The organism is Deltaproteobacteria bacterium (assembly GCA_016709225.1).
Taxonomy (GTDB): Bacteria; Myxococcota_A; Polyangia; order Nannocystales; family Nannocystaceae; genus Xiheibacterium; species Xiheibacterium phototrophicum.
The window spans coordinates 2,908,172-2,932,622 of the sequence record JADJEE010000012.1; the positions used below are offsets into that span (position 1 = coordinate 2,908,172).

At 71.3% G+C, this 24,451-nt stretch carries 19 protein-coding genes; 7 read left to right on the plus strand and 12 right to left on the minus strand.

Annotated elements, in window-relative coordinates; genetic code table 11:
- The first annotated feature begins 6 nt into the window (after positions 1-6).
- The gene (locus IPH07_37085) at positions 7-567 is read left to right on the plus strand and encodes a hypothetical protein (protein MBK6923062.1); all 561 of its coding nucleotides are present in this window, start codon (positions 7-9) and stop codon (positions 565-567) included.
- A 439-nt stretch (positions 568-1,006) separates the two neighbouring features.
- On the opposite strand, the gene IPH07_37090 is transcribed toward IPH07_37085, so the two are convergent.
- The 4 genes from IPH07_37090 to IPH07_37105 are packed head-to-tail and all read right to left on the minus strand — an operon-like array spanning position 1,007 to position 4,167.
- Complete coding sequence (locus IPH07_37090; protein MBK6923063.1) at positions 1,007-1,768, minus strand: hypothetical protein; 762 nt, start codon at positions 1,766-1,768, stop codon at positions 1,007-1,009.
- Between the two features lie 50 nt (positions 1,769-1,818).
- A complete protein-coding gene (locus IPH07_37095) occupies positions 1,819-2,568 on the minus strand; it encodes a hypothetical protein (GenBank protein MBK6923064.1) in 750 nt (249 codons plus the stop codon).
- Positions 2,565-3,101: a sigma-70 family RNA polymerase sigma factor gene (locus IPH07_37100; protein MBK6923065.1), complete on the minus strand. Its 537-nt coding sequence runs from the start codon at positions 3,099-3,101 to the stop codon at positions 2,565-2,567. The genes IPH07_37095 and IPH07_37100 overlap by 4 nt, the downstream gene beginning before the upstream one ends.
- A 7-nt stretch (positions 3,102-3,108) precedes the next feature.
- The gene (locus IPH07_37105) at positions 3,109-4,167 is read right to left on the minus strand and encodes a hypothetical protein (protein ID MBK6923066.1); all 1,059 of its coding nucleotides are present in this window, start codon (positions 4,165-4,167) and stop codon (positions 3,109-3,111) included.
- 291 nt (positions 4,168-4,458) lie between these two features.
- Between IPH07_37105 and IPH07_37110 the strand changes: the two genes are divergently transcribed.
- The gene (locus IPH07_37110) at positions 4,459-7,017 is read left to right on the plus strand and encodes a hypothetical protein (GenBank protein ID MBK6923067.1); all 2,559 of its coding nucleotides are present in this window, start codon (positions 4,459-4,461) and stop codon (positions 7,015-7,017) included.
- An 18-nt stretch (positions 7,018-7,035) separates the two neighbouring features.
- On the opposite strand, the gene hrpB is transcribed toward IPH07_37110, so the two are convergent.
- Positions 7,036-9,570: an ATP-dependent helicase HrpB gene (gene hrpB, locus IPH07_37115; GenBank protein ID MBK6923068.1), complete on the minus strand. Its 2,535-nt coding sequence runs from the start codon at positions 9,568-9,570 to the stop codon at positions 7,036-7,038.
- Between the two features lie 77 nt (positions 9,571-9,647).
- On the opposite strand from hrpB, the gene IPH07_37120 reads away from it, so the two are divergent.
- Positions 9,648-10,487 carry an RNA polymerase sigma factor gene (locus IPH07_37120; protein ID MBK6923069.1) on the plus strand — a complete coding sequence of 280 codons (840 nt, stop codon included), beginning with the start codon at positions 9,648-9,650 and terminating at the stop codon, positions 10,485-10,487.
- Positions 10,484-11,374 carry a haloalkane dehalogenase gene (locus IPH07_37125; protein MBK6923070.1) on the plus strand — a complete coding sequence of 297 codons (891 nt, stop codon included), beginning with the start codon at positions 10,484-10,486 and terminating at the stop codon, positions 11,372-11,374. The genes IPH07_37120 and IPH07_37125 overlap by 4 nt, the downstream gene beginning before the upstream one ends.
- Before the next feature lie 46 nt (positions 11,375-11,420).
- On the opposite strand, the gene IPH07_37130 is transcribed toward IPH07_37125, so the two are convergent.
- The 5 genes from IPH07_37130 to IPH07_37150 form a co-directional block, all read right to left on the minus strand.
- Complete coding sequence (locus IPH07_37130; protein ID MBK6923071.1) at positions 11,421-11,597, minus strand: hypothetical protein; 177 nt, start codon at positions 11,595-11,597, stop codon at positions 11,421-11,423.
- Between the two features lie 78 nt (positions 11,598-11,675).
- Positions 11,676-13,034 carry a DUF1552 domain-containing protein gene (locus IPH07_37135; GenBank protein ID MBK6923072.1) on the minus strand — a complete coding sequence of 453 codons (1,359 nt, stop codon included), beginning with the start codon at positions 13,032-13,034 and terminating at the stop codon, positions 11,676-11,678.
- A gap of 26 nt (positions 13,035-13,060) precedes the next feature.
- Positions 13,061-14,758, minus strand: a complete 1,698-nt coding sequence (locus IPH07_37140; protein ID MBK6923073.1) for a DUF1592 domain-containing protein — start codon at positions 14,756-14,758, stop codon at positions 13,061-13,063.
- A gap of 221 nt (positions 14,759-14,979) precedes the next feature.
- Positions 14,980-15,822: a hypothetical protein gene (locus IPH07_37145; GenBank protein MBK6923074.1), complete on the minus strand. Its 843-nt coding sequence runs from the start codon at positions 15,820-15,822 to the stop codon at positions 14,980-14,982.
- 161 nt (positions 15,823-15,983) lie between these two features.
- A complete protein-coding gene (locus IPH07_37150; protein MBK6923075.1) occupies positions 15,984-17,009 on the minus strand; it encodes an aldo/keto reductase in 1,026 nt (341 codons plus the stop codon).
- A gap of 240 nt (positions 17,010-17,249) precedes the next feature.
- Here IPH07_37150 and IPH07_37155 point away from each other — a divergent pair, with 240 nt between their 5' ends.
- Complete coding sequence (locus tag IPH07_37155; protein MBK6923076.1) at positions 17,250-17,477, plus strand: ferrous iron transport protein A; 228 nt, start codon at positions 17,250-17,252, stop codon at positions 17,475-17,477.
- Positions 17,474-19,567: a ferrous iron transport protein B gene (gene feoB, locus IPH07_37160; GenBank protein MBK6923077.1), complete on the plus strand. Its 2,094-nt coding sequence runs from the start codon at positions 17,474-17,476 to the stop codon at positions 19,565-19,567. Before IPH07_37155 ends, feoB begins: the two co-directional genes overlap by 4 nt.
- Here the strand turns inward: feoB and IPH07_37165 are convergent.
- Entirely contained in the window at positions 19,553-21,301 is a 1,749-nt protein-coding gene (locus tag IPH07_37165; protein ID MBK6923078.1) for a hypothetical protein, read from the minus strand. The genes feoB and IPH07_37165 overlap by 15 nt on opposite strands.
- Here IPH07_37165 and IPH07_37170 point away from each other — a divergent pair.
- Entirely contained in the window at positions 21,239-23,986 is a 2,748-nt protein-coding gene (locus tag IPH07_37170; protein ID MBK6923079.1) for a protein kinase, read from the plus strand. The two genes, IPH07_37165 and IPH07_37170, sit on opposite strands and share 63 nt — an antisense overlap.
- Before the next feature lie 9 nt (positions 23,987-23,995).
- Here IPH07_37170 and IPH07_37175 read toward each other — a convergent pair whose 3' ends face one another.
- Positions 23,996-24,415 (minus strand): biopolymer transporter ExbD, encoded by a 420-nt coding sequence (locus IPH07_37175; GenBank protein ID MBK6923080.1) that lies wholly within the window; start codon positions 24,413-24,415, stop codon positions 23,996-23,998.
- Between the last annotated feature and the right edge of the window lie 36 nt (positions 24,416-24,451).

Genomic DNA, 24,451 nt, shown 5'->3' on the forward strand with positions numbered 1-24,451 from the left:
GTGGGCATGCCTCGGCCCCGGCGCGTGCTCGAGTTGGTTGCGGTCGCGCTGGCGCTCTTCGCATCGATCGCGACCAGCCCGCGTCGCTGGTCGGTCGAGTCCCCCGAGCTCGCGGTCGCGCCCTCGCAGCTGTCCGAGGCCACGCCGCTCGGTCAGCGGATGTTCGTGGTGACGGTGTCGCCCGAGATCGTCGCGCGCGAGCTACCGCTGCACCTGAGACTGCGGGGCGAGTTGCTGTGGGACAGCAGCGATCCCGCGGCGAGCTCGGTGCTGCATCTCGAGGTCGAGGGCGCCAAGTGGTACGAGGATGACAGCGGTCGCTTCGACGTCGTGGTGCGTCCGGGCGCGCCGGTCGTGATCGACCGCGGCGGGACCATCGATCTCGCCGGTTGCCCGGCCGATGAGCCCTGCCGTCGCACCGTCGTGGTGCGGCACCGGTGGGAGCAGCCGGCGGACGTGGCGTCGCTGGCGTGGCGCGCGAGCGTCTCGATCTCCGACGTCCAGCGCAACCGTCGCGATCGCGAGCCGCAGCACGAGGGTGCACTGCAGATCACCGAGGTGGAGTGAGCCAACGGCCATGGGTCGCTCACCGCTGGCACACCCGCTGTCGCTGCTCGCGATCGCCGTGTTGATCGTCAACGACCACCTGCTCAAGTGGGTGTGGCCGGGCGTCGTCACCGGCAAGCTGTCGGACTTCGCGGGGCTGGTGTGCTTTCCCTTGCTGCTGCTGGCGTTGATCGAGCCGTGGTGCCGGCGCAGCTGCGACCGACGCCTCGCCGGGCTCGTCGCGGGCCTCACGGCGCTTTGCTTCGCGATGGTGAAGACATGGCCGCCGGCCAACCACGCCTACGCCGTCGCCTGGGGTCTGCTGCAGTGGCCGGGCGCGGCGGTGCAGGCGTGGCTCGCCGGCTCGCCCACGCCGCCGCGCTTCGAGGTCGAGTGCGTGCGTGACCCGACCGACCTGATCGCGTTGCCCTCGGTATTGGTTGCGGTGTGGCTGGTGCCGTCAGTCCCACTTGCCGTCGATGCACGTCAGCGTCGCGCCGCCCGGGAACGCGGAGTCGCAGATCTCCCCGTCCTGCGCGCATGCGTCGTTGGGCACCGGCGCGTCGGCGCACGCCACGGGGTCGGTGCAGATCCCTCCGCCGACGAAGTTCCAGCGATCGTCGGTGCAGACGAAGTTGCGCGTGCCGCAGTCGGTCGGTACGCCGCACCAGCGGTCGGGGTCGTCGCACGGCTTGTCCGATAGCGGCGCGGCCTGCATGCAGTACTGCTCGGTGCACAGCGCGTGGGCAACCCAGGTGTAGCCCTCGCACTCGAGCACATCGAGGCAATCGCCGTCGGGGTCGCAGGGCTCGGGGCTGAGCTCGAAGTCGCAGTCGTCGCCGTCCGCTGGTCCTTCCTCGCACGCGATCGGCGTCCCGCCGCAGCCGCTGCCGTCGATCTGCACCCACGCGCCGCCCTGGCATTCGTAGAGCCATGATCCGCAGTCGTCGCCGTAGCTGCACTGCGCGCCGGGGGTCTCGCAGCTCTCGCCCCCGGCCACCGCGAGGCACGCATCGCCGCCGCCGCTGGTGTCGTTGCCGCTGGTGCTCGGGCCCATCGACGTGCCCGACCCCGACGAACCGCCCGCGGTCGTACTGCCACCGCTGCCACTGCCACCGCCACTGCCATCCATGCTCCCGTGCTCGTTGCCGATCGGCTCCGAGGCGAGCGAGCACGCCGTCACCCACGCCACCATCACGCCAGCCAGTCCACGTTCCAACATCCAACGGTCCATGTGCTTGGGTTGTCCGGGTCGGACCCGTTCCAGCTCCGTCATCGCACGAATTCGCAGGCCTCGCGCACGCGGGTCCGCAGCGCCGCGCTCGCGTGGCCGCGCGCGAACTCGGCGGCGATGGCCTTGCCGGCCGCGGGGCTGCGACGGCAGCGGCCGATCGCGGCCAGCGCGTCGCGCTCGGGCACGAGTGCACCGGCGGCGAAGTCCCGGCGGTGGGTCTCGACGAGTGCGAGCGCGCCAGCGATGTCGTCGTCGGCGAGGGCCTGCCAGGCGCGCGAGAGCAGTGCGCGTTCGGCCGCGAGGTCGCCGGGCCCGATCGCCGCAGGGACCTCGTCGGGCGGCGCAGCGTCGACGCTGCCGGACACCGCCACCCGTGGTCTCGGCCGCTTGGTCGGCGTGGGCGATGACGTCGTCGGGCTCGCGCTGGCGGCGGTGGACGTCGCCGTCGCGACCGGGAGCTCCGCCGGTGCGATCGTGGCAGCGGCGCTCGCCGGCGCGTCGTCGTGTGCGCGGCGATCGCTGGCCTGGTCGTGGGCCGGCACGGCACCCGCCAGCGCGGTGGGGCGCCACGCCGCCGCGAGCCCCCACGCGAGTAGACACGCCGCCGCCACTGCGCACGCGATCAACACGGTGGCCGCGGTGGCGCGCCGCGAACGTGCGCGCCGGAGCCCGAGCGCCACGCGCTCCATCGCGTCGGGTGACATCGTGTGCAGGTCGACGTAGCGCGCCAGCAGCTCGCGGGCGTGCTCGGGCAGCGCGGTCGGCTCGCCGTGCTCACGCGGGTTCATGGCGCCTCCGCGGCGACGAAGCCGTTCGCCTCGAGGTGCTCGACGAAGCGCTTGCGCGCGAGTCGCAGCCGCGAGTAGACGGCCGCCAGCTCGATGCCCAGCATCGCTGCGACCTCGGGTCCGCGCAGGCCTTCGATGTCGACCAGCGCGAAGACCTCGCGGTGGTGGGGCTCGAGGCCGTCGAGGAACGCGCCCACGATGCGACGTGCGTCGGCGCGTGCGAGCGCGACATCGGGGGCCTCGAGTGCGCCGCCGGGCTCGAGCACCACCAGCTTGCGGTCGGCGCGTGCACGGCCGCGGCGGAGGTTCGACGCGATGCCGCGGGCGATGCCGTGCAGCCACCCCCGTCGCGAGCCCCGTGACGCATCGAACTCGGGCCAGCGTCGCTGCGCGACCAGGAACACCTCCTGCACTGCGTCCTCGGCCGTGTCCGCGGGGACCCCGAGTCGCTGCACGGCGCGCCACACGAAGCCGGCGTCGGCGCGGTACGCCGCCGCGAGGGCGTCATCATCGGGCGCTGGCTCGCGTGCCATGGCGGGCTCACCTCCCCGGTTGTCCGGCTCGCGGGGTTTCCAGCGCGGTCGGGTTGCGATGACGCCAGTGCAGCCCGCAGGTGGTCGCGAACGCGACCTGGCCCACGCGGTCGATGTCGCCCGAGGGCACGCTCGCGAAGCCGCCGTGCACGGCGACCCACGACACGTCGACGGTGCAGCCGAGGCCGACCCGCCAAGCGAGCCAGCCGATCACGCCCACACCGACGCCGACGCCGAGCCAGGGCTGCCGCGCGCGCCGGGGGTCGAGGGCGCCGACGCCCTCGGCGTGCACGAGGCCCGACTGGACCAGCCCGCACAGTGGCGCGTCGAGGCGCCCGCGCGAGAGCACACCACAGCCACGCACGCCCACGGACCACAGCTGCGCGACCAGTCCGACGTCAGGGTTTGCGCGGGAGTCGAGGCGCCGCGGTGTCCACTCGTGGGCTTCGAGCTCCAGCCGCCAGCGGCGGCCGAGGATCCCGACGCCGAGCCCGACCACGGCCGTGATGCGCGGCGAAGGCCCGAGTCCGAAGCCCGCGACCACATGGCCGGTCGCCGCGATCGGTGCGCGACGCGATCGGCCGTTCGAGCGCGACGGCGTACGCGTCGTGGGTGTCGCGATCGTCGTGCCGACGTACGACGACGACCGCGCGGCCTCGTGTGCGCGGTCGCTGCCGAGCAGGCGCTCGACCTCGGGTGGCGTTGCGTTCACCGGCGTCGTGTCGGCCGTGGACACGCGCGGGTCGATCGCGACCGCGGCGAGGAAGGCGGCCGTGCGTGCGAGCTCGAGGCAATCGTCGTGCTCGAGCTCGCGGGGCTCGAGGTCATCGTCGAACCACACCCGCAGGCGGTAACCGCCATCTTGGCCGTCGATCTCGGCGCGCATGCGCAGTGGTTCGCGCTGCTCCGGCGAGCGAGCGCCGACGGTCTCGCGCACCTGTTGCTGCACGAATGACGCGTCGGGACACTGCGTGGGCGCCTGCCACCGTAGCTCCACCGGGTCACCGATCTGCGACAGCAGCAGCGCGCTCGCATGCCACGTCATCCACCCCATCGCGAACGGCACGTCAGCCAGCATGCTACCACGGCGCTGCGAAGGCACCGGCTCGCGTGGCACGCCGATCGCTGGGCGCGTCGCGAACGGAGTCTCGATGACGCTCCGTTCGCGACGCGGACGAGGTCCCGCGAGGCACGTGTTGCGCAGCGCGAGCCGCCGGCGAGGAGCGCTCCACCTGCGGCCGCGAGGGCCCCGTAGGGGATCACTTCGAGCCCCTCGCGACACTCCCTTGCGAATGACGCAGACCCACTGCACGCCGATCGGCAAGCTCTTGCGCACCTCCAGCGACGGAGGTCCGCGATGACCGCCGTGCGCACCTTCGGCTTCGACGTCGTGCTGCAGCTCGACGAGGCCCTGACGTCACGGCTGCTGGCGGCGCGGACGTACGACCTCGCGCGGATCCCCGGTGGGCACTCGCCGCTCGACGTGCTCTCGGTCGGCACCGCGGAGGCACCGAGCTACGTCGAGTGCGGCATGCCGCGGGTCTTCGCGGTGGCCGGTGACCCCGCCGACGTCGTGCACATCGAGCTACCATTCATCGCCAGTGCCGGCCTGCCGAACCTCGGCAACCTATCGGCCGCGTGCGAGCTCGGCGACGTCCACCTGCGTGCGAAGCAGGGCGACATCGACATCGATCTCACGACGGTCGACGCCGCCGACATCGCGCTGCACGTGATCGAGGTCAGCCCCGCCGCCGACGGCCTCGGCGCGACCGCAACCCCCGGGCTCTTCGACCTACCCGGCGATCTCGCCGAGCGCAAGGCCGCGATCGCAGCCGCCGCGAGGACGAACAGCCAACGGTTGCCGCTACCGCCGGTCGACATCGATGGCGTGGCGCGCAGCTCCATCCTCGCGCCGTTCCCTAGCACCGCAGAGGCCGCGGGCAATCGCGTGTGTGGTGGCGTGACCGTGGGCCTGTATGCCGGCGTCGCGCCGTCGCAGGCGATCGGCAGCGCCATCCCGCAGAGTCCCTCCTCGGATCCATACAACTTCGCCCTCGTGATCGCGTCGGACGTGCTCGGCGGCCTGATCGACCGGCTCGTGCACGATCGACTGACACCCTCGGTATCACCGTGGGTGCTGATCGCACCGCAGACGGTCGCGATGCCCGGCGGCGCGGTGACGATCACCCCGCCGGACGCGAGCGGGCGCGTCGGCGTCGCGGTCGCGTTCGGTGCAGCCGACCAGGGGCGCGAGCTCGTCGTGTCCCACCGCGGCGATCGGCACACCGCGACGCTCGACGCAGTCGGCGCGGCCAACGTGTCGCTCGTCGGGGCGATCGGCGATCCCGTGACGATCACCATCGACGGCTTGATGAAGAAGGTCGCGGCCTCGCGCGTGCTCGTGCGGCCCGGTGCTCGTCCGTACTGCACCCCGGAGGGCATTCGTCTGCAGTTCGAGGGCGAGATCCGTTACGTCGACGCGCACACCACCGACTCGCTGAGGTTCGACGTGTTGCTGCCCTTGGGCATCGATCGATCGCAGCAGGCGCGGCTCGCCGTCGGAACCCCGAAGCTGATCGAGATCGACGCCGATCCGGGGCTCGAGTTCCTGGCGTGGTTCATCGGCGAGGGCTTCTTCTCGACCCTCGGCGCGGCGCTGCTCGAGGGGCTCTACAGCCAGATCCTCACCGCGATGATCAACCGCTTCGGAGATCTCGGTGGCTTGGTCGCAGATCTCGATCTACCCGAGCTCCCCGAGATCGCCGGCATCGCAATGTTCTTCGAGGAGCTCCGCACCAGTCGCGATGGGCTGTTGGTGAGCGGGCACGCCGACGCCGGCATCTACCACGCGGCCGGCAGGCGGCGGGTCACGCTGGGCGCCACGCAGGAGTTCGTGGTGTCGGGCGGTGGCGTCTATCACGTCGCAGACTGGACGCCCGCGGGCGACGGCGCGATCGAGCTGAGCTTCCGCGGGCCGCACCGAGCCTTCGCCGAGGGCGCCGCCGAGCTGTTCTGGCGGCGCGGCTACGACGAGTGCGTGCAGGCGAGCTACGAGCACACCATCGCGACCATCCCCCCCGGCGGCACCGTTGCGTTCGTCATCGAGGGGGCGCGGGATCTCACCAAGGTGTTGGTCGAGCGCGGCGTCGGCGAGGAGGCCGACGCGCTGACCTTCTCGTGGATCGCGTGGGTGAAGCGGGCGCGTCGCGGCGTCACGTTGCGATCGTCGGTGCAGCGCGAGGTGGTCGCGACCGTGCGGCACGCGATCTTCACGGTCAAGGAGTACGCCTACAGCGGGCTCGTCGACCACGAAGCCAGCCGCATCACGCTGACGGCCGACACCCTCGCGGGCGCGCCGGCGACCGGCTACGCCGAGCGTTGGTTCTGGGACGGGCACCCGCTCGAAGACGGCGTGACCCACGAGTTCGCGGGCGGCTCGGTGCAGCTGTTCGCCGCGCAGCGACGACTTTCCTTTCGCGTCGATCCCCGCACGGGCGATCCCACCAGGATGGCGCTCGCCCACGAGGTTCGCTTCACCGGCGTCGACGCGCTGCTGCGTCCGTTCGACGACACCGTGCTCATTCCGACGCCGGTGTTCCGCTACATGCCGCAGGGGCTGGCGGACAGCGGGCGTTGGCGAGACCGTCCGCTCGACGATCCCCGCCGTGATCTCGACTTCCGCGACATCCCCGATCCGCGGGTGAGGCTGGCCGCCGCGCGCGCGCGTCTCGAGGCGTTGGTCGGGCGCATGGAAGACCTCGTGGCGCGCAACGCTCCGCCCGACGGGCCGGAGATCAACGCTGCGGTTGCGCGCGCGCTCCGAATCGCAGGCGCCGCGGGCTTGTTGGCGCCCGCACGCGAGACTCGCGTCGAACCCCGCGAGGTCTCGACGGTGCGACGCCGTGCGCCGACCTGAGAACCGCCGACGCCGACGCTACCGTCGACCGCGGGGCGCCGGAGGACGCGCGGTGCGTGGGTCCTCTGGCCAGTCGTGCCGCGGATAGCGTCGCATCAGCGCCTTGCGGATCTCCGCGTAGTGGCGGTCCCAGAAGCCCGCGAGGTCGGTGGTGATCTGGACCGGTCGATGGTTGGGCGCGAGCAGGCGGATCGCGACCGCCACGCGACCCTCGGCGACGCGCGGGCCCGCGAGGCTGCCGAAGAAGTCCTGCAGCCGCGATTCGATCCACGGCGGCTGGTCGGGCTCGTAGTGGACGCGCACGCGTCGCTGCCCGTCGAGCGCGACATGGGCCGGGGCGATGCGCTCGAAGCGATCGCGGGCGCTGCCGAGCGTGCCGAGCAGCGCGCCGAGCAGATCGGCGCGGCGGAGCTCCGCGAAGGAGCGTCGCCCATTGCAGGCCTCACGCAGCACCTGATCGAAGGCGCCGGCGTCGAGCAGCGGGATCGCGGGGTCGATGCCGTGGGCGAACGCGGCGCGGGCCGAGAGCTCCGCGAGTGCGTCGGGCTCGTCGATCCACGCCGAGGCCCCGCGCGCGCGCGCTGCCTCGAACAACGCGTTCGCGGTGGCCTCGCTGGGCTCGTGTTCGCGCCGCGACTCGAGCAGCAGGCCATCCCAGCGGGTCTCGACCACCGCGTCGACCCGCTCGCGCTCGGCGTCGAAGCCGGCCACGCGACGCTCCTCGAGGCGATCGATGTCGAGCTCGAGCAACCACTCGGGCTCGATCGCGGCCGCGAGGTTGACCAGCACCTGCGGGCCCGAGGCGCCCTCGCGACGAGCGGTCGCCTGCAGTGCGACCACGAACGCGGCCGATTGCACCGCAGAGTCCTCCGCCAGCTCGGCAGTGCCGCCACCGCCGGCGAACGCGAGCTTGCGACGCGCGCCCGCGGCCCCGGGGCGCACGGCCGCGACGCGATCGGGGAAGCCCGACAGCAGTGCGACGCCGAGGGCGTCCTCGTCGAGGTCCTGCTCGCGCTTGCTGCCACGCGCGAGTGAGCGCCACACCTCGAGCACGGTCCGACACGCGCCATGGTCGAGTCCCAGTCCACCGGCGCGACCGGGGTCGCGCTCGAAGGCCCGCAGATCGTCGAGGTCGACCACGACGTCGGAGCTCGCGGTGGTCGCCGCGCGTCGCGATCGCTCGGGGCCGCCGCGTCGGATCGAACGCTCCGACAGCAGCGCGGCTGCCCCTGCGGCGGCGTGGCCGACCCCCAGGGACGCACCCGCCTGCAGCACGCGGGCGAGTCGCGGGTGCACCGGGTAGCGCAGCAGCGCGCGACCGCGATCGCTGGGCGCCCCGGTGACGGCATCGATCGCTCCGAGCCGCAGCAACAGCTCCTCGGCGGCCTTGCAGGCCGGCTCGGGCGGCGGCTCGAACCACGGCACCGCGGCCAGGCCGGCGAAGCCCGCTGCGCGCACCGACAGCGCCGCGCCGGCGAGATCCATGCGGTGGATCTCCGGCGTGTCGAAGGCGGGTCGGCGATCGAAGTCGGCCCGCGCGTACAGCCGCACGCAGTGGCCTTCGCGGGTGCGACCGGCACGGCCGGCGCGCTGCTCTGCCGACGCCTTCGACGTGCGTGCGAGCGCGAGCGTGCCAAGGCCGGTCCACGGATCGTGGCTGGCTTGCCGCACCAGCCCGCTGTCGATCACGCACGACACGCCCGCGATCGTGATCGAAGTCTCCGCGACGTTGGTGGCGAGCACCAGCTTCGCGCGCGCGCCCGGTCGCACCGCACGATCCTGCTCGTCGGCCGGCAGCTCTCCGTGCAGCACCACCACCTCGAGGCCGAGCGCGTCGGCCACGCTGGCGCAGCTCTGCTGGCACTCGCGGATCTCGCGGGCGCCCGGCAGGAACACCAGCGCGCTGCCACCGTCGAGCCGCTCGCGACCGAGCTCGCGCAGCGCAGCCGCGACCTGGGCGCCCAGCGGTCGATCGGACTTATCGGTCGCGTACGCGATCGTCACCGGATACGCCCGGCCCTCGCAGAAGAGCGGCACGGCGCCGAGCCACTGCGCGATCGGTCCCGGCTGCAGCGTCGCCGACATCACCGCCACGCGCAGATCCGGGCGGGTGCCGCGTTGCAGCGCGCGGACCAACGCCAGCGCGAGGTCGGCGTCGAGGTGGCGCTCGTGGAACTCGTCGAACACCACCGCAGCGACGCCCTTCAGCTGCGGATCATCGACCAGGCGTCGCGCGAGGATGCCCTCGGTGACGAAGCGGATGCGGGTGGCCTCCGAGGTCTTGGCGTCGAAGCGGACCTGGTAGCCGACCGTGCCGCCGACGCTCTCGCCGAGCAACGACGCGACCCGCGTCGCGGCCATCCGTGCGGCGATGCGGCGCGGCTGCGACACCCAGATCTCGCCGTGATCGGCCCAGCCGCCCTCGCGCATCACCAGCGGCAGGCGCGTGGTCTTGCCGGCGCCGGGCTCGGCTTGGATCACGAGGTCGCGGCCGGCCCGCAGCGCCGCGAGCACCTCCGGCACCAGCGCATCGATCGGCAGCGGGTCGCTCACGTCGCGCGGGAGACTACCGCAAGGGCCGTCGATTTCTGGTCACGGCGGTCGTCGAGCCCCCGTCTAACCTCTCGACCATGTCACGAGCCCTGCCCGAGATCGAGACCGCGCTCGTCGTCAGCGCAACCGCCGGCGACTCCGCGTCGGTGACCGCCGTCGTCCGTGCGTTGCAGGGGCCCGTCTTTGCGGTCGCCCAGCGCATGCTGGGTGATGCAGGCGATGCCGAGGACGCCACGCAGGAATCGCTGATCCGCATCGTCACGCGGCTGGGGCAGTTCCGCGGCGAGGCCCGCTTTACAACCTGGGCCCTGCGCATCGCGGTGCGGCGGATCCTCGACTTCCGCGAGCACCGGGCCGCGCGCGCCAGCTACAGCTTCGACGAGTTCAGCGCCGACCTCGCCGACGGTGCCGATCACGAGGCACCCGAGCGCATCGAAGACGCACTGCTGCACCGACAGATCAAGATCGCCTGCACCCGCGCGATGCTGCACTGTCTCGACGGCGATCATCGCATTGCCTTCGTGCTCGGGGACGTGCTCGAGCTGTCGTCGGTCGACGCGGCGGAGGTGCTCGAGATCGAGGCTGCCACCCATCGCAAGCGGCTGAGCCGCGCGCGCGCGGCGATGCAGGAGTTCCTCGGCCGCAACTGCGGGGTCTACGACGCCGTCGCGCCCTGCCGCTGCCACGCGCGTCTCGGCCGCGCGCTCGCACTCGGCCGGGTCGATCCCAACGCCCTCGAAGCCAAGCACGGCGACCTCGTGCAGCTGCGACGTCACATCTCGACGTTCGAGCAGATGCGCCGCGTCGCCGCGTTCTTCCAAGCCGATCCCGAACTCGAGCACCGCCGCGACTTCGTGGTGGTCGTTCGCGAAATGCTCACGACCCTCGACACCGACCATCTGGAGGACCCGCCATGACCCAGCCCACCCCCGCCTCACCGGCTTTTCCGTTCACCAAGAAGCACATCGACGTGCTCGGCGCGTCGATGGCCTACCTCGACGAAGGCAGTGGCGATCCGATCCTGTTCCTACACGGCAACCCGACCTCGTCGTATCTGTGGCGCAACATCATCCCGCATGTGTCGGGCCTGGGCCGCTGCATCGCGCCGGATCTCATCGGCATGGGCGACTCCGAGAAGATCGATTCGGAGTACCGCTTCGTCGATCACGCCCGCTACCTCGACGCATTCATCGACGCGCTCGACCTCGATCGCGTGACGCTGGTGCTGCACGACTGGGGCTCCGCGCTCGGCTTCGCATGGGCGATGCGCCACCCCGAGCGCGTGCGTGCGATCGCCTTCATGGAGGCGATCTTGATGCCGCTGCCGAGCTGGGACGTGTTCCCGCCGCCGCAGCGCGATCTGTTCGTCGCGATCTGCACGCCCGGCGTGGGAGAAGACCTCGTGCTCGAGCGCAACGTGTTCGTCGAGCAGATCTTGCCGGGGTCGGTGCTCGCAGGCCTCGCGCCCGAGGCCATGGCGGCCTACCGCAAGCCGTTCCCCGACCCCGCGTCGCGCCGACCGACGCTCGCGTGGCCGCGGCAGATCCCGGTCGCCGGGAAGCCACCCGAGGTCGTCGCGATCGTGAACGAGTACCGCGAGGCACTGATGCGCTCGGAGATCCCCAAGCTGCTGTTCGCGGCCACGCCCGGCGCGATCGGCACCCCCGACGCGATCGCGTGGTGTCGCGCCAACCTGCCGGAGCTCGAGGTCATCGAGCTCGGCGCCGGGGTGCACTACCTGCAGGAGGATCACCCCGACGCGATCGGCCGCGGCTTGGCTGCATTCGTTCGACGCCACCGCTGAGCCGTGCGCGTGGGTCGGCCGCGAGCAGGCTCGTCGCGGCGATCGTTCACGCGCTGGTGTCGACCAGCGTGCCGGTGCCGTCGGCACGCGGAGCAGGTGTCTGCGTCGACTCCACCAGCTTCACCATGGCCTCGCCCTCGAGCTTCTGCTGCTCGTTGACCTTGCGCAGCATCGCGGCTTCGAAGGCCGCGGGTGCGGGGGCTCGTGCGGCGACGGGCGACATGCTCGGCTGCATCGGCGATGCGCCGCCCGACCTTCGTGTCGGCCCTGCGGCGGCGGCGCGGTGGTGGCCCGCCACTGGTCAGGTGAGGCCCGCGTAGGGGCCGCTGCAGAAGGCGGGATCGCCGAAGCTCGTGCGTTCGTCGCCGAAGAGGTTGAGGATCGCGACCAGCAGGTTGTTGTGCGAGGGGTCGGCGAGGCCCTCGTTGCGCAGGAAACGGCCACCACGCAGACCGCCGCCGCCGCCCGCGAGCAGGAACGGCATGTTGCTCTTGTCGTGGGATGGCGGCTGCGCGAGCTCGGTGCCGAAGAACACCACGCTCTCGTCGAGCAGCGTGGTGCCGCCGAGATCGACGGCGTCGAGCTGCTGCAGCAGGTATGCGTGCTGCTCGGCGTACCAGGTGTAGATCTGCTCGCACTCCACCGGACGGAAGCCGCCGTCGTGTTGGTAGAAGTGGTGGTGCTGGTCGAGCCCGAGCCACGGGAAGGTGTGCTTGGCCTCGGTGTCGCTCCACTGCAGCGACGCCACCGAGGTGATGTCGCAGGCCAGCGCCATCACCAGCATGTCCATCATGAACTTGCCGACCTTGGGGATGGCCTCGTCGGTGTTCACGTCTGCGATCGAGCCGTCGTCGGCCGAGTCGAGCCCGGTGGTCGGATTGTAGTCGGAGGTGTCGACCTCGTCGGGTAGCTTGCAGATCGCCGTCGGCATCACCACGTCGTCGAGTGACTGCTCGAGCTCGCGGATCTTGTCGAGGTGTTGCTCGAGCTTCTGCTTGTCGGCTGCGCCGAGGCTGGGCGAGACCGACTCGAAGCGGCGATCGACGTAGTCGAGGATCGACTTCTTGCGCGCGAGCTTGGCCTGGAAGTCGGCCGAGTCGGTGGGGTCGAGGCTACCGAACAGCTGGTCGAAGATGGACTGTGGGTCGAGCCGCGGGGGGATCGGCGAGTAGGTGCCGTTGTCCTCGAAGTTCACGCAGTTGATGGGGTGCAGCAGCCCGTGCGACTTGCCGGTGCCCCAACGAACCGCGATCTGCAGGCTCTTCATGGGGTTGTTGGTCGACACGCGGTTGGCGATCACCTGATCGATCGAGGGGCCAGCGCCGTAGCCACCGCCTTGCTGGGTCGTGCCGGTGAGCCACGCGATGATGCCGGCCTGGTGTTGCTCACCCTGCGCGCTCGCCATCGCGAGGCCGTCGACCACGAGCAGCTTGTGCTGGATCGGCGCGAGCGGGGTGAGGATCGGTGACAGCGTGAAGTCGGTCTCGCTGCCGGTCGGGCGCCAGCGGTTCTCGCCGTTGCCGTCGTCGATCACGGCGCCGCCCGGGGTGTAGACGGAGATGAAGCGCTTGGCCGCGGTGGCAGCCCGCGCGACGCGGCCTTCGCCCATCAGCTCGAGCCATGGCAGCGCGATCGCGATGCTGCCGGCACCGCGGAGCACCGCGCGTCGGGGGATTCGTCGCACGCTCATGGGTCCTCCTCGGACGCGCGGGGGAGATAGAGGAACGCGTCGGTCTGGGTGAGGTCGAGCAACAGCTGGCGGATGTCGCTGCCGGACGCGACGAACGCGTCGGCGAGGTGGCTCTCGGTGCAGGCGTCGTCGTCGTCCAGCGTGCGGCCGTACGCGAAGCTGGCCCACTGGTGGGCGAAGCAGGTCTGCGTCGCCTCTGCGCCGGCGATCGCCCGCGCCAGCTCGATGGGACCGTCGAACGTGCCTTCGATGCCGGGCAGCTCGCCGCGGGCGTCGATCACCACGTCGTTCTCGCGATCGCGCCACTGCCCGATCGCGTCGTAGTTCTCGAGCGCGAGGCCGACGGGATCCATGAAGCGATGGCAGCCGGCGCACACCGGATCCTGGCTGTGCTTGCCGAAGCGATCGCGCGCGGTGTCGCCGGAGTAGGGATCGGGTGGCTTGACCTGATCGAGCACGTCGCCGGTCGGCAACGGGATGGCCTTGCACATCAGCTTCTGCACGATGAACGAGCCGCGCACGACGGGGTTGGTCTCGTTGGAGTGGATGGTGCCGGCGACCATGCCCGCCTGCGTCAGCAGGCCCAGCCGCTGCGTGCCGTCCTGCTCGACCTTCTGGAAGGCGTCGCCGGTGACACCCTCGATGCCGTAGAACGCCGCGAGCGTCGCATCGACGAAGGTGTATGGGGCGGTCAGCGCGTCGGTCCACGTGCCGGGCCCCTCGAAGATCTCGTAGGCGAGCAGCTGATGGGCCTCCTCGCGCATGCTCGCGCCGAGCTGCGGGGTGTAGGCGGGATACCGCACGGGGTCGCGCTCGAGCTGCGACAGCCCCTGCAGGGGCAGCAGGTTGTCGAAGAAGAAGCGCACCATCGGTCGCGAGCGCTCGTCGTCGAGCAGGCGCTCGGCATGGGCCAGCACGCCCTCGGGGTTCGACAGCTCGCCCTGCTCGGCGGCCGCGAACAACGCTTCGTCGGGCATCGTGCCCCAGAAGAGGTACGACAGGCGCGTCGCCATCTCGTGGCCGGTCGGTCGCAGGTTGCCGTCGTCGTCGAGCTCACCGCGCTCGACGCGGTAGAGGAAATCGGGCGACTGCAGCACCGCCTCGACCACCGCGGCGACGCCGACCGGAAACGTGGCGTCGCCGCGCACGCCCTGATACAGCGCCACGAGCTCGTCGATCTCGTCGGCCGCGACCGGTCGTCGCCACGCCCGCGGCAGCAGCGACGCGACCAGGTCGCGCACGCAGGTGGACTCGCTCGCAGCGTCGCTGCCCTCGCCGATCGCGGTGGTGCACGGTGCCAGCGCGGCGAGACGATCGGGGCTCTCGATCACGCGCGTCGCCACACCCTCGGCCACGGTCGCGTACTGCTCTGCGAGCAGGCTCGAGACCGACTGCGCGGCGGCGTCGTTGCCGAAGCCGTTGCCGCTCTCCTCGCTGGGGAACGCGTTGGCCGGCAGCGTGTCGTCGCCGAGCAGATCGCGGACGGTGTTGTTGTACTCGAATCGGGTCAGCCGTCGCAGCGGTGCGCTGCCGGGGTGGATCCTGCCCTCGCAGCTGGCCGGGACCCCGCCGTCGCTACCGCCGGAGTCGGCCGCGTCGTCGGCTCCGGCGCCGCCGCTGGCCTTGCCCGCGTCGAGTCCGACATAGCAGCCGCTCGACAACAGTACGCTCGCCACGAGTGCGTGCCGCGTCATCACTCGCCAGCATGCGCGTGGGTGGCGAGCGACTCAACCGTAGATGCACGGCGATCCGTAGCGCGCGCAATCGATGTACGCGGGACATCGGTGATTGCGAGCGTCGCAGCGGCGGTCGTGGTCGCGAGGCCCCAGCGCGTGCCGACGAAGAGGCGCGTGGGTGCCGAGGATGCAAGCCGCGCTACGCCGATCGTGTGCGGCGCCCGGCGGTTGCCGACGTGCTACTGGGGCACGACCGAGATCACGTCGAGCTGCGCGAACTGGCCGTAGAACGGCTCCGGCGCGGGCGGGATGTCGGGCACCACGAACGGATCCATCTGTCCGCTGGCGCCACCGGGGTTCGCAATGGCGATGTTGTTGGGGTCCATCATCTCGAGCCCGACCGTGGTGCCGCCGCGGATCGGGATCGTGACGGTGTAGTCCATGACGAACAAGAAGTGATTGTGCGGCGTCTCGTGGCGATTGATGGTGTAGCGCTGCTGCGGATCGGCGACGTCGATCGCGTAGATGTTGTAGTCGTCGACGGTCGGCGTACCGCCGATCTGGAAGTGGTCTTGCTGGACCTCGCCACCGTCGAAGTTCTTGGGCTCGGTCACGCCGCGGATCCGAATCGTCACGTCGTAGACGACGTTGGCGTCGCCGCCGAAGGTCACCAGCGTCTCGCGATGCAGGGTGTACTGCGGGTCGTCGAGCGCGCCCTCGAGCAGCGCCGGGTCCCACGGGCAGGTGTCGCGCGCCGAGGGATCTTCGCAGGGCAACTCCCAGCGGTAGCCGTTCATCTCGCCGGCGTACGACAGCGGATCTTCGCCGCCGCTGCTGCTGTCGCCGCCCCCGCTCGACGAGCTCGCGGGATCGGCAGTGCTCACGTCACCCGTACCAGGGTTGGTGCCGGACGAGCTCTCGGCCGCGACGGTGGTGGTCAGCGTGTTGCCGCCGCTGGTGCCGCCGCTGGTGCCGCTGCTGTCGGCGGCGGCGGTGCTGCCCGTGTCGCCACCGTCGCTGCCGCAGCCGAGCAGCAGCAGGCCGACCAAGCCGAAGGTGGAAACCGGAACGACTGCGCGCAACGACGTCGGGATCATCGCGAGCATGGTGCACGAAGGCGGTGGTGCGCGGGCAAGCCTCGATGGCAGGCCAGCGGTCGGCTACGCGATCACTCGTACGGGACCGACAACTCGCGTGTCGCTGGCTGCCGTGCTCGTAAGCCCGGGAGCGCGACGGTCTCCGGCTACCAGCGGCCCTGGATGCGCGCCATGAAGTCGTACGGGTAGCCGAGGTCGAACGCCGACACCTCGTCGAGCTTGCGGACCATCTCGTCGGGCAGGCTCACGGCCGCCGCCTCGAGGTTGTCGTCGAGCTGCGCGAGCGAGCGCGCGCCGAACACCACCGAGGTCACCGCCGGCTTGCGCAGCAGCCACGCGAGCGCGACCTGGGCCGGGGTCGCGCCGATCTCGGCCGCGATCATCACGATCGCGTCGACGATCCGCCAGCTGCGGTCGTTGTCGAGGCGACCCCAGCGGTCCTTCCACTGATCGAGGCGGCTGCCCGCCGGCGGTCGCTGGCTGCCGCGGTACTTGCCCGACAGCAGACCCGCGGCGAGCGGCGACCACGGCAGGATGCCGACGCCGTGCTCGCGACACAGCGGCACGTGCTCGCGCTCGATCTCGCGGGCGATCAGGCTGTACTGCGCCTGCAGCGAGATGAACCCCACCAGTCCCTGGGTGCGGCTGGTCCACACGCTGTCGGCGAGTCGATACGCGGCGTAGTTGCTGGCACCGACGTAGAGCACCTTGCCCTGCGTCACGAGATCGTCGAGCGCGCGCAGGGTCTCCTGCTCGGGCGTCTCGACGTCCTGCATGTGCACTTGATAGAGATCGATGCGGTCGGTCTTGAGCCGTCGCAGGCTATCTTCGCAGGCCCGCATGATGCGGTAGCGCGATGCGCCCGAGCCGTTGGCGCCGCGGCCCATGCGAAAGCGAAACTTGGTCGCAAGCACGACCTCGTCGCGCCGCTTGTCGCGCTCGAACCACCGGCCGATCACGCGCTCGGTCAGGCCGTCTTGGCCATACACGTCGGCGGTGTCGAAGAAGTTCACGCCGCCGTCGAGCGCGCGATTCATGATCGTCGTCGCGGTGTCCTCGTCGCACCCGACGTTGTGCATGAACGATGATGCGTCGGCTTCGCCGAAGGTCATGGTGCCGAGACACAGCGTCGACACCCGCAGACCGCTCTTGCCCAGCGTGCGGTATTCCATGTGCGGTTTCCTCGTGTGCACGCCTTTGGCGACTGCCCAGCTCGCCGGCTCGGGACCGGGCGAGCTGCTGCACCGGCGCGCGGGCTGCAGCCTATCAGCAACGGTCGCCCCCGGCGCCCTCGTGCGACCTGCACGCGGGCGCCGAAGGCGTGACCCTGCTCGCGCGAACGCGGCCGCAGCCGGCTCGCGGTGGCCATCGGCCTTGACCGCGGCTCCGGGCCCGCTCGATGCTAGCCCCCCTTGAGCACGCGCGCGCTCGATCAGCTCGCCGTCGGCGAGACCGCCACCGTCGACAGCGTCGAAGGCGATGGCGCCGTCGCGATCCGCCTGCAAGAGATGGGCTTCACGGCCGGCACCAAGGTCGCGCTGGTCAAGACGGCGCCGCTGGGCGATCCACTCGAGTTCACCCTGCGTGGCTTCCACATCTCGCTCCGTCGCGCCGAGGCTGCGCGGGTCCGCGTCGCATGAGCGTGTCGTCGGTCGAGACACCGCCGCGGCGCATCGCGCTGTTCGGCAACCCCAACGTCGGCAAGACCAGCCTCTTCAACGAGCTCACGCTGGCGCGGCATCGCGTGGGCAACTACGCCGGCGTCACGGTCGATCGGCTCGAGGGCACCATCGCGCCCAAGTTCGGCGCCGGTCGGCCACTGACGTTGCTCGATCTGCCCGGCTGCTACAGCCTCACCGCGACGGCGCAGGACGAGGCGGTCGCGCAGCGCGAGCTGTCCGATCCCACCCTGGGTGGCGTGGTGGTGGTGGTCGACGCGACCAACCTGGCGCGCAACCTCTACCTCGCGCTGCAGGTGGCGGAGCTGGGCGTGCCGATGGTGATCGCGCTCAACATGAGCGACACCGCGGCCCAGCTGGGATTGCCGGTCGATGCCGATGCGCTCGCGAAGGTGCTCGACGTGCCCGTGGTCGCGACCTCGGGTCGCAGTGGTGCCGGCTGCGATGCGCTCGTGCGGGCGATCGCCGCGCTGCCGCAGCGCCGCACGCCCCGGCTCGCGCCGCTCGATGCCAGCGGGCAGACCGCGCTCGCCGGCCTGCGCACGCTCGGAGGCGACGACGCGCGTTCGCGGTGGCTGCTCTGCACCGGTGCGGCCGGCACCGCGGCCGAGTTCGGCGCCACCGCCGACGAGCTCGAGCGGCTCGCGCGGCTGTCGAGCGCCGGCCGCTGCGGTGGCGCCCGCGAGCTGATCGCCGCCCGCTACGCCGAGGTCGATCGCGTGTTGGTGGCGGCACTCGGAGCCCACGACTCGACGCCGAAGACCGCCGCGGTCGCGCCGGCCATGGCTCGCTCGGCTCGCATCGATCGCGTGCTCACGCACCGCGTGTTCGGGCTCGCGGTGTTCGGCCTGGTGATGGCGACGATCTTCACCGCGGTGTTCACCTGGGCTGCGCCGCTCATGGACGGCATCGAGGCGGTGATCGGCTGGTGCTCCGGTCAGCTGGCGGCGCTGCTCGGACCGGGCCTGCTGACCGAGCTGCTGACCGACGGCGTGCTCGCCGGGGCCGGCAACGTGCTGGTGTTCGTGCCGCAGATTGCGATGTTGTTCCTGTTCCTCGGCGCGCTCGAGGACAGCGGCTACCTCGCTCGTGCCGCGTTCTTGATGGATCGCCTGATGTCGCGGCTGGGCCTGCATGGGCGTGCGTTCATCCCGTTGCTGTCGGCCTATGCGTGCGCGGTGCCCTCGATCCTCGGCACCCGGGCGATCACCAGCTTCAAGGATCGGCTGGTGACGATCCTGATGATCCCGTACGTGAGCTGCTCGGCGCGACTGCCGATCTACAGCCTCGTCATCGGTGCGTTGTTCGTCACCGATGATCGCGAGGGCGGCAACCTCGAGCGCGCCGGCATCATGCTCGGCATGTACGCGCTCTCGACCGTGTCGGCGCTCGGGGTCGGCTTCCTCTACAAGCGCACCTTGCTGCGTAGCCCCACGCCGCCGTTGGTGCTGGAGCTGCCGCCGTATCGCATGCCGAGGCTGCGCAACACCTTCTTGGTGGTCTACGACCGCACGATGGACTTCGTGCGCAACGCCGGCACCGTCATCGTCGGGCTGACGATCGTGCTGTGGGCGCTGCTCAGCTTCCCGCGCGAAGAGACCGGCGCGGGCTCGGCCGGCGCGACCGAGATCTCGCGCAGCTACGGCGGGCGCGCGGCGCAGACGCTCGAGCCCGCGCTCGAGCCGATCGGACAGGACTGGCGCATGGGCGTGGGCATCATCGCGAGCTTTGCGGCGCGCGAGGTGCTGGTCGGCACGCTCGGCGTCGTCTACGGCATGGAGTCCGAGGACGACGAGCCGGTCGGTCTGCGCGAGGCGATCCGCGACGATCGCGACCCCGAGACCGGCGAGCCGGTCCACACGCCGCTGTCCGGCCTCGCGCTGATGGTGTTCTTCGTCTACGCGTGCCAGTGCATGTCGACGCTCGCGGTCGTGCGTCGCGAGACGCAGTCGTGGCGCTGGCCGGCGTTCATGTTCTTCAGCATGACCGCGTTCGCGTACCTCGCCGCGCTCCTGGTGTACCAGGGCGGTCGCGCGCTAGGTTTCGGCTGAGCGCACCACCAGGCCCCGCCCAGTGGCACAGTTGCGGTCGCTCGCAGCCGGCAGCAGCACCTCGAACGTGCTGCCGTGACCGGGCGCCGAGTAGACCTCGAGTCGGCCGTCGTACTCGCGGACGATGCGATGCACGGTCGCGAGACCCAGCCCGGTGCCCTTGGCCTTGGTGGTGAAGAACGGCTCGAGGACGCGGCTGCGGATGTCCTCGGACATCCCGATGCCGTCGTCCTCCACGCAGATCCGCACGTACAGCTCGCGCGGGCGCGCGCGCCGGTGACCCGGCAGCGTCAGCGCCCGCGTCGACACGCGGATGCAGCCGCCCTCGGGCATCGCGTCGCGGGCGTTGAGGCAGAGGTTCATGAGGATCTGGTGCAGGTGCTGCGGGCTCACCGAGATCGTCGGGGTGCACGGATCGACGTCGGTCTCGAGCCGGATGCCGCGCGGCAGCACCCGCGCGAGCAAGCGCTGGATCTCGGCCACCACCTCGCCCGGCTCGACCGGCTCCGGCGGGCCGGACTCGCGGCCGGCAAAGGCCACCAGTTGGCGCGACAACGCGGCCCCCTGCCGAGCGGCCTCGCGGATCGCACGGAGGTCCTCGTCGCGCTGCCGCTCGGTCACGCCCGCCATCGTCGCGAGATCGATGCGGGCGTGGATCACCGACAGCAGGTTGTTGAAGTCGTGGGCGATGCCGCCGGCGAGACGGCCGAGGCTGTCGAGCTGCTGGGCCTGGAACAGCTCGCGCTGCAGCGCGGCGTACTGGCGGAACGCCGACGCGCGTGCGCGGTGGAACATCGTCGCCATCAACACGACGACGGCGAGCAGACCGGCGATCGAGATCAGCTGACCGGCGATCGAGTTCGGCAGGCGCGGCCCGAGCACGTGCAGCCGCTCGGCGAACAGCAGCGCGACCAGCTGCAGCACCGCCAGCGCGGCGAAGAGCCACGCCCGCCGCGGACGCCCGGCCAGCACCGACGACAGCGGCAGCACCAGGTTCCACGCCGCGATGGCGGGCTCGAAGCCGCCGCGCGCAACACCGACGCCGAAGACGCCGAGGTAGAGCAGCAGCGAGAACGCCGGCCCACCGACTCCGCTACCGATCCGGCGGTGTAGCAGCACCAAGGTTGCGTTCGCCATCGTCAGCGAGGCCATGATCACCACCGCGAGCGTGTGGCCGTGGATGATGGCGGTGGCGGCCGCGAAGCTGCCCCACACGCAGGTCGCCACGGTGGCGCCGACCCGCACGAGTCGTTGTCCAAACGCCTCGTCCGCGAACGGATCGCTCGCGAGCGTCGGCACGTCGCCCGTCCCCACGCTCCCGAGATTGCATGATCCCGTGGTGATGTCCAACACGCGAATGCCCGCAAAGGACGCGTTCGCTGCACACGTGCGCGGTGATGTCGGGTGTCGGAACGACGGTGAGTCGTTTGTGAGATGCTCGCGATCGCGAACGATCGCGATCGCGACGACGCATCGACTCGAGCACGATCGGCTGATTCCGCGCCCGCGATGGCCTGCCCCGACGAAAACACCCTGGTCGCGTTCGCCTCCGGTGCGCTGCGGATGGTCGATGCCGCACAGGTCGAGGAGCACCTCGATGCGTGTGCGGTGTGTTTCACCCTCGTCGCCGAGCTGGCGCGCACCGACCTCGAAGATGCCGAACCTACTCGCATGCTCGCGATCGATACGATCGACGCGTTCGATCCCGAGCCCGACGCCGAGGTCACCCAGCACGCCGCGACGACGTCCTCGGGGGACGCCGAGCTGCCGACGCTCGCGCTGCCGATATCGCCGCCGCCCACCTCACAGACCGTGATTGCGCCCGCACCGACGGCGGCGGCCGCCGGCGAGCTCGAGCTCGATGACGATCCCGCGCTGCGCTCGCAGCCGACGGTGGTGGTGCTCTCGGCCGTGCCCACGCCGGCGCGCCCGCAGCGACCCGCGTCGCCGCCCGCCCATGTGGGCCGCTACACGCTGCTGCATCGCATCGGTATGGGGGAGCACGGCGCGGTCTATGCCGCCGAGGATCGCGAGTCCCACCGGCGTGTCGCGCTTCGGCTGCTCGCGGTCGCGCCACCCATGGCGGGTGCCGATCCGCCATGGCAGTTCGCCGCGCGCTCGCTCGCGCAGCTACAGCACGACAACGTCGTGCAAGTCTTCGAGTCCGGCACCCAGGAAGGGCAGCCCTACATCGCGACCGAGCTGTGCGAGGGCCTCACGCTGGCGCAGTGGATGCGCGCCGCCGCTCGTGGCTGGCGCGACATCGTCGACGTGTTCGTGGCGGCGGCGCGCGGGCTCGCGGCCGCGCATCGCGTTGGCGTCGCACACGGGGCGTTTCGCCCGTCGAACGTCATGGTCGACGCACACGGCCACGTCAAGGTCGGTGACTTCGGCCTCGGCACCAACAACCCCTTCCACGACGAGGCGCGCACGGTCGTCCGCGGCAACCCGCTGGCGGCGGACGAGGAGACGGTGCCGATCGGCGAGCGCACGCAGATCTACGCGGCACCCGAGCAGTACGAGGGCGTGAGCGATGCCCGGGTCGATCAGTTCGCCCTGTGTGCGGCGCTGTTCGAGGCCCTGTTCCAGCGGCCGCCCTTCGATGCGCCCGACCCCGATGGTCTGCGCAAGCGCGTGCTGGCCGGCATTCCGCCCGACATCCCGCTGCGTTCCCGCGTGCCCGACTGGCTCGCGGCCATCGTGTTGCGCGGCCTGCTTCGCGATCCCGAGCGGCGCCATCCGAGCATGGACGCGTGGCTCGAAGCCATCGAGGGTGCGAAGCGCCGTCGCCGACGACTCGGGCAGGCGGCGCTCGCCGGTGGCGCGATGTCGATCGTGGGCGCGATCGCCATCGCGATCGTCCGCGCGCGACCCGAGGGTCCCTGCGCGGGCGAGGAGCCCACCGCGGCGCAGGTCTGGGACGACGACTCCCGCGGTCGCGTGGCTCAGGTGGCCGAGTCATCGCCGTGGGGCGCGACCATCTGGCGCAGCAGCGCCGCGATGGTCGATCGCGAGGTCGCGCGCTGGGAGCAGCTGCATGCCGCGGCGTGTGAGGGCGACGAGAGCGGCGGCGCCGCGAGGCTGTCATGTCTGTCGCAATGGCGCGACGAGCTCGCGGCGTTCGCCGGCGCGTGGCGGGGGCTCACCTCCACCGAGGTGCCGTTGTTGCTCGAGAGCGCACTCGCGCTCGGCTCACCCGCGCGCTGCCTCGACCGCGACGGCGAGATCGAAGTGGCGACGCCGCAGCTGGTGGCGATCGAGGAGCGCCTGGCGCACGCGCGAGCGCAGTCGAGCCTGGGTCAGCTCGAGCGCGCCGGCCTCGCGGTCGCGACCGCGCTGCAGTCGGCCGAGTCCAACGGTGCGCGGGCGCAGCAGGGACAGGCCGAGCTGATCCGTGCCCGGATCCTCCGCGCCCACCGTCAGCTCGGCGATGCCGAGCTCGCACTCGCGCGCGCGCTGCAGGCGGGGCTCGGCGCCGACGATGCGGGGTTGGTGCTGCGGGCGTCGGTGCAGGCGGCCGATCTCGCCAGCGAGCAGGCCCAGGTCGAGCGCGCGCGTCAACACCTCGCGGTCGCACGTGGTGCGCTCGAGCGGGTCCCCCACGACCTGTGGGGTGAGATCGAGGTCGCGTACCAGGAAGGTGTGGTCGCGTTGGCGGCGACGCAGTGGCAGGACGCGATGCGGTCGTTCTCGACGGTGCAGAATCGGCTGCGCGAGGCCGAGGCGACCGACGATCTGCGGCTGGTGCTGGCGGCCTCGGGCGCCGCACGGGCGCGCGGCGAGCTCGGCGATCTCGATGGTGCGCTCGCGGACGCCGTCACGGCGGTGTCGTTGGCGGAGGAACTCACGGGCGCGGCGCATCCGTTGGTGGCGCGTCTGCGGCTCGAGCTCGCGAGCGCACAGGCCCACGCGGGCCGCTTCGCCGAGGCCGACGCGACGCTCGAGGTCGTGCTCGCGTCGCGAACACTGCTGGACGCGCCCAAGGGCGAGCTCGCCGCGCATACCTGGCTGCTGCGAGGCCGGGTCGCGTGGTCGACGGGGCGGCTCGACCGTGCGGCCGCGGATCTCGAGCACGCGGTGGAGAGCGGCCGCGCGGCGCTCGGCGAGCGTGATCCCGCGGTCGCCGAGGCATGGGCCCAGCTGGCGCGCGTGCGCAAGGATCAGGGATTGTGGCCGCAGGCCGAGCTCGCCGCGACCGCGGCCGTCGCCGTGATCGACCCCGCCGCGAACCCCGAGGCGTTCGCACACGCCCGCATCGTACTCGCCGACGTGATGTGGGCTCGCGAGCAACACGAAGCCGCCGACGCGTCGGTCGCCGAGACGCAGCGGGTGCTCGAGTCGGCTGCCGCGGCGCCCGCGGTGACCTCGATGCTGAGCGCGTGGCGGGTCGCCCACCCCGTCGTGATCATCACGCCGTAGCGTGGCGCGCTACAGGCGATCGGACGCGATGCCGACATCGGAGATGCCGGCTTCGTGGGCCGCCGTCATCACGCGGATGACGTCGCCATAGCGGGCCTCGCCCTTGGCAGTGACGATGACCTTGCTGTCGGTCTGGGCCTTCTCGTTGGTCTCGAAGGCCTTCACCATCGCCTCGTACTCGGGCGAGAGATCCTGTTGCCCGAGCTTGGCGTGGCCGTCGGCCATCACCTCGACCAGCAGCGGCGAGTTCGGATCGGACGGGACCTGTGTGACCGACTCCTTCGGCACCGAGATCTGGATCTGCTCGTTGGGCGGCGTCGGGGCTGCGACCATGAAGATGATCAGCAGGCAGAGCAGCACGTCGACCATCGGCGTGACGTTGATCTCGCAGACTGCTTCGCCCTCTTGTCCGCCGCCCGAGACTGCCATCTTCGTTCGCCAGTGTACGGGGGCGCCGATGCAGCA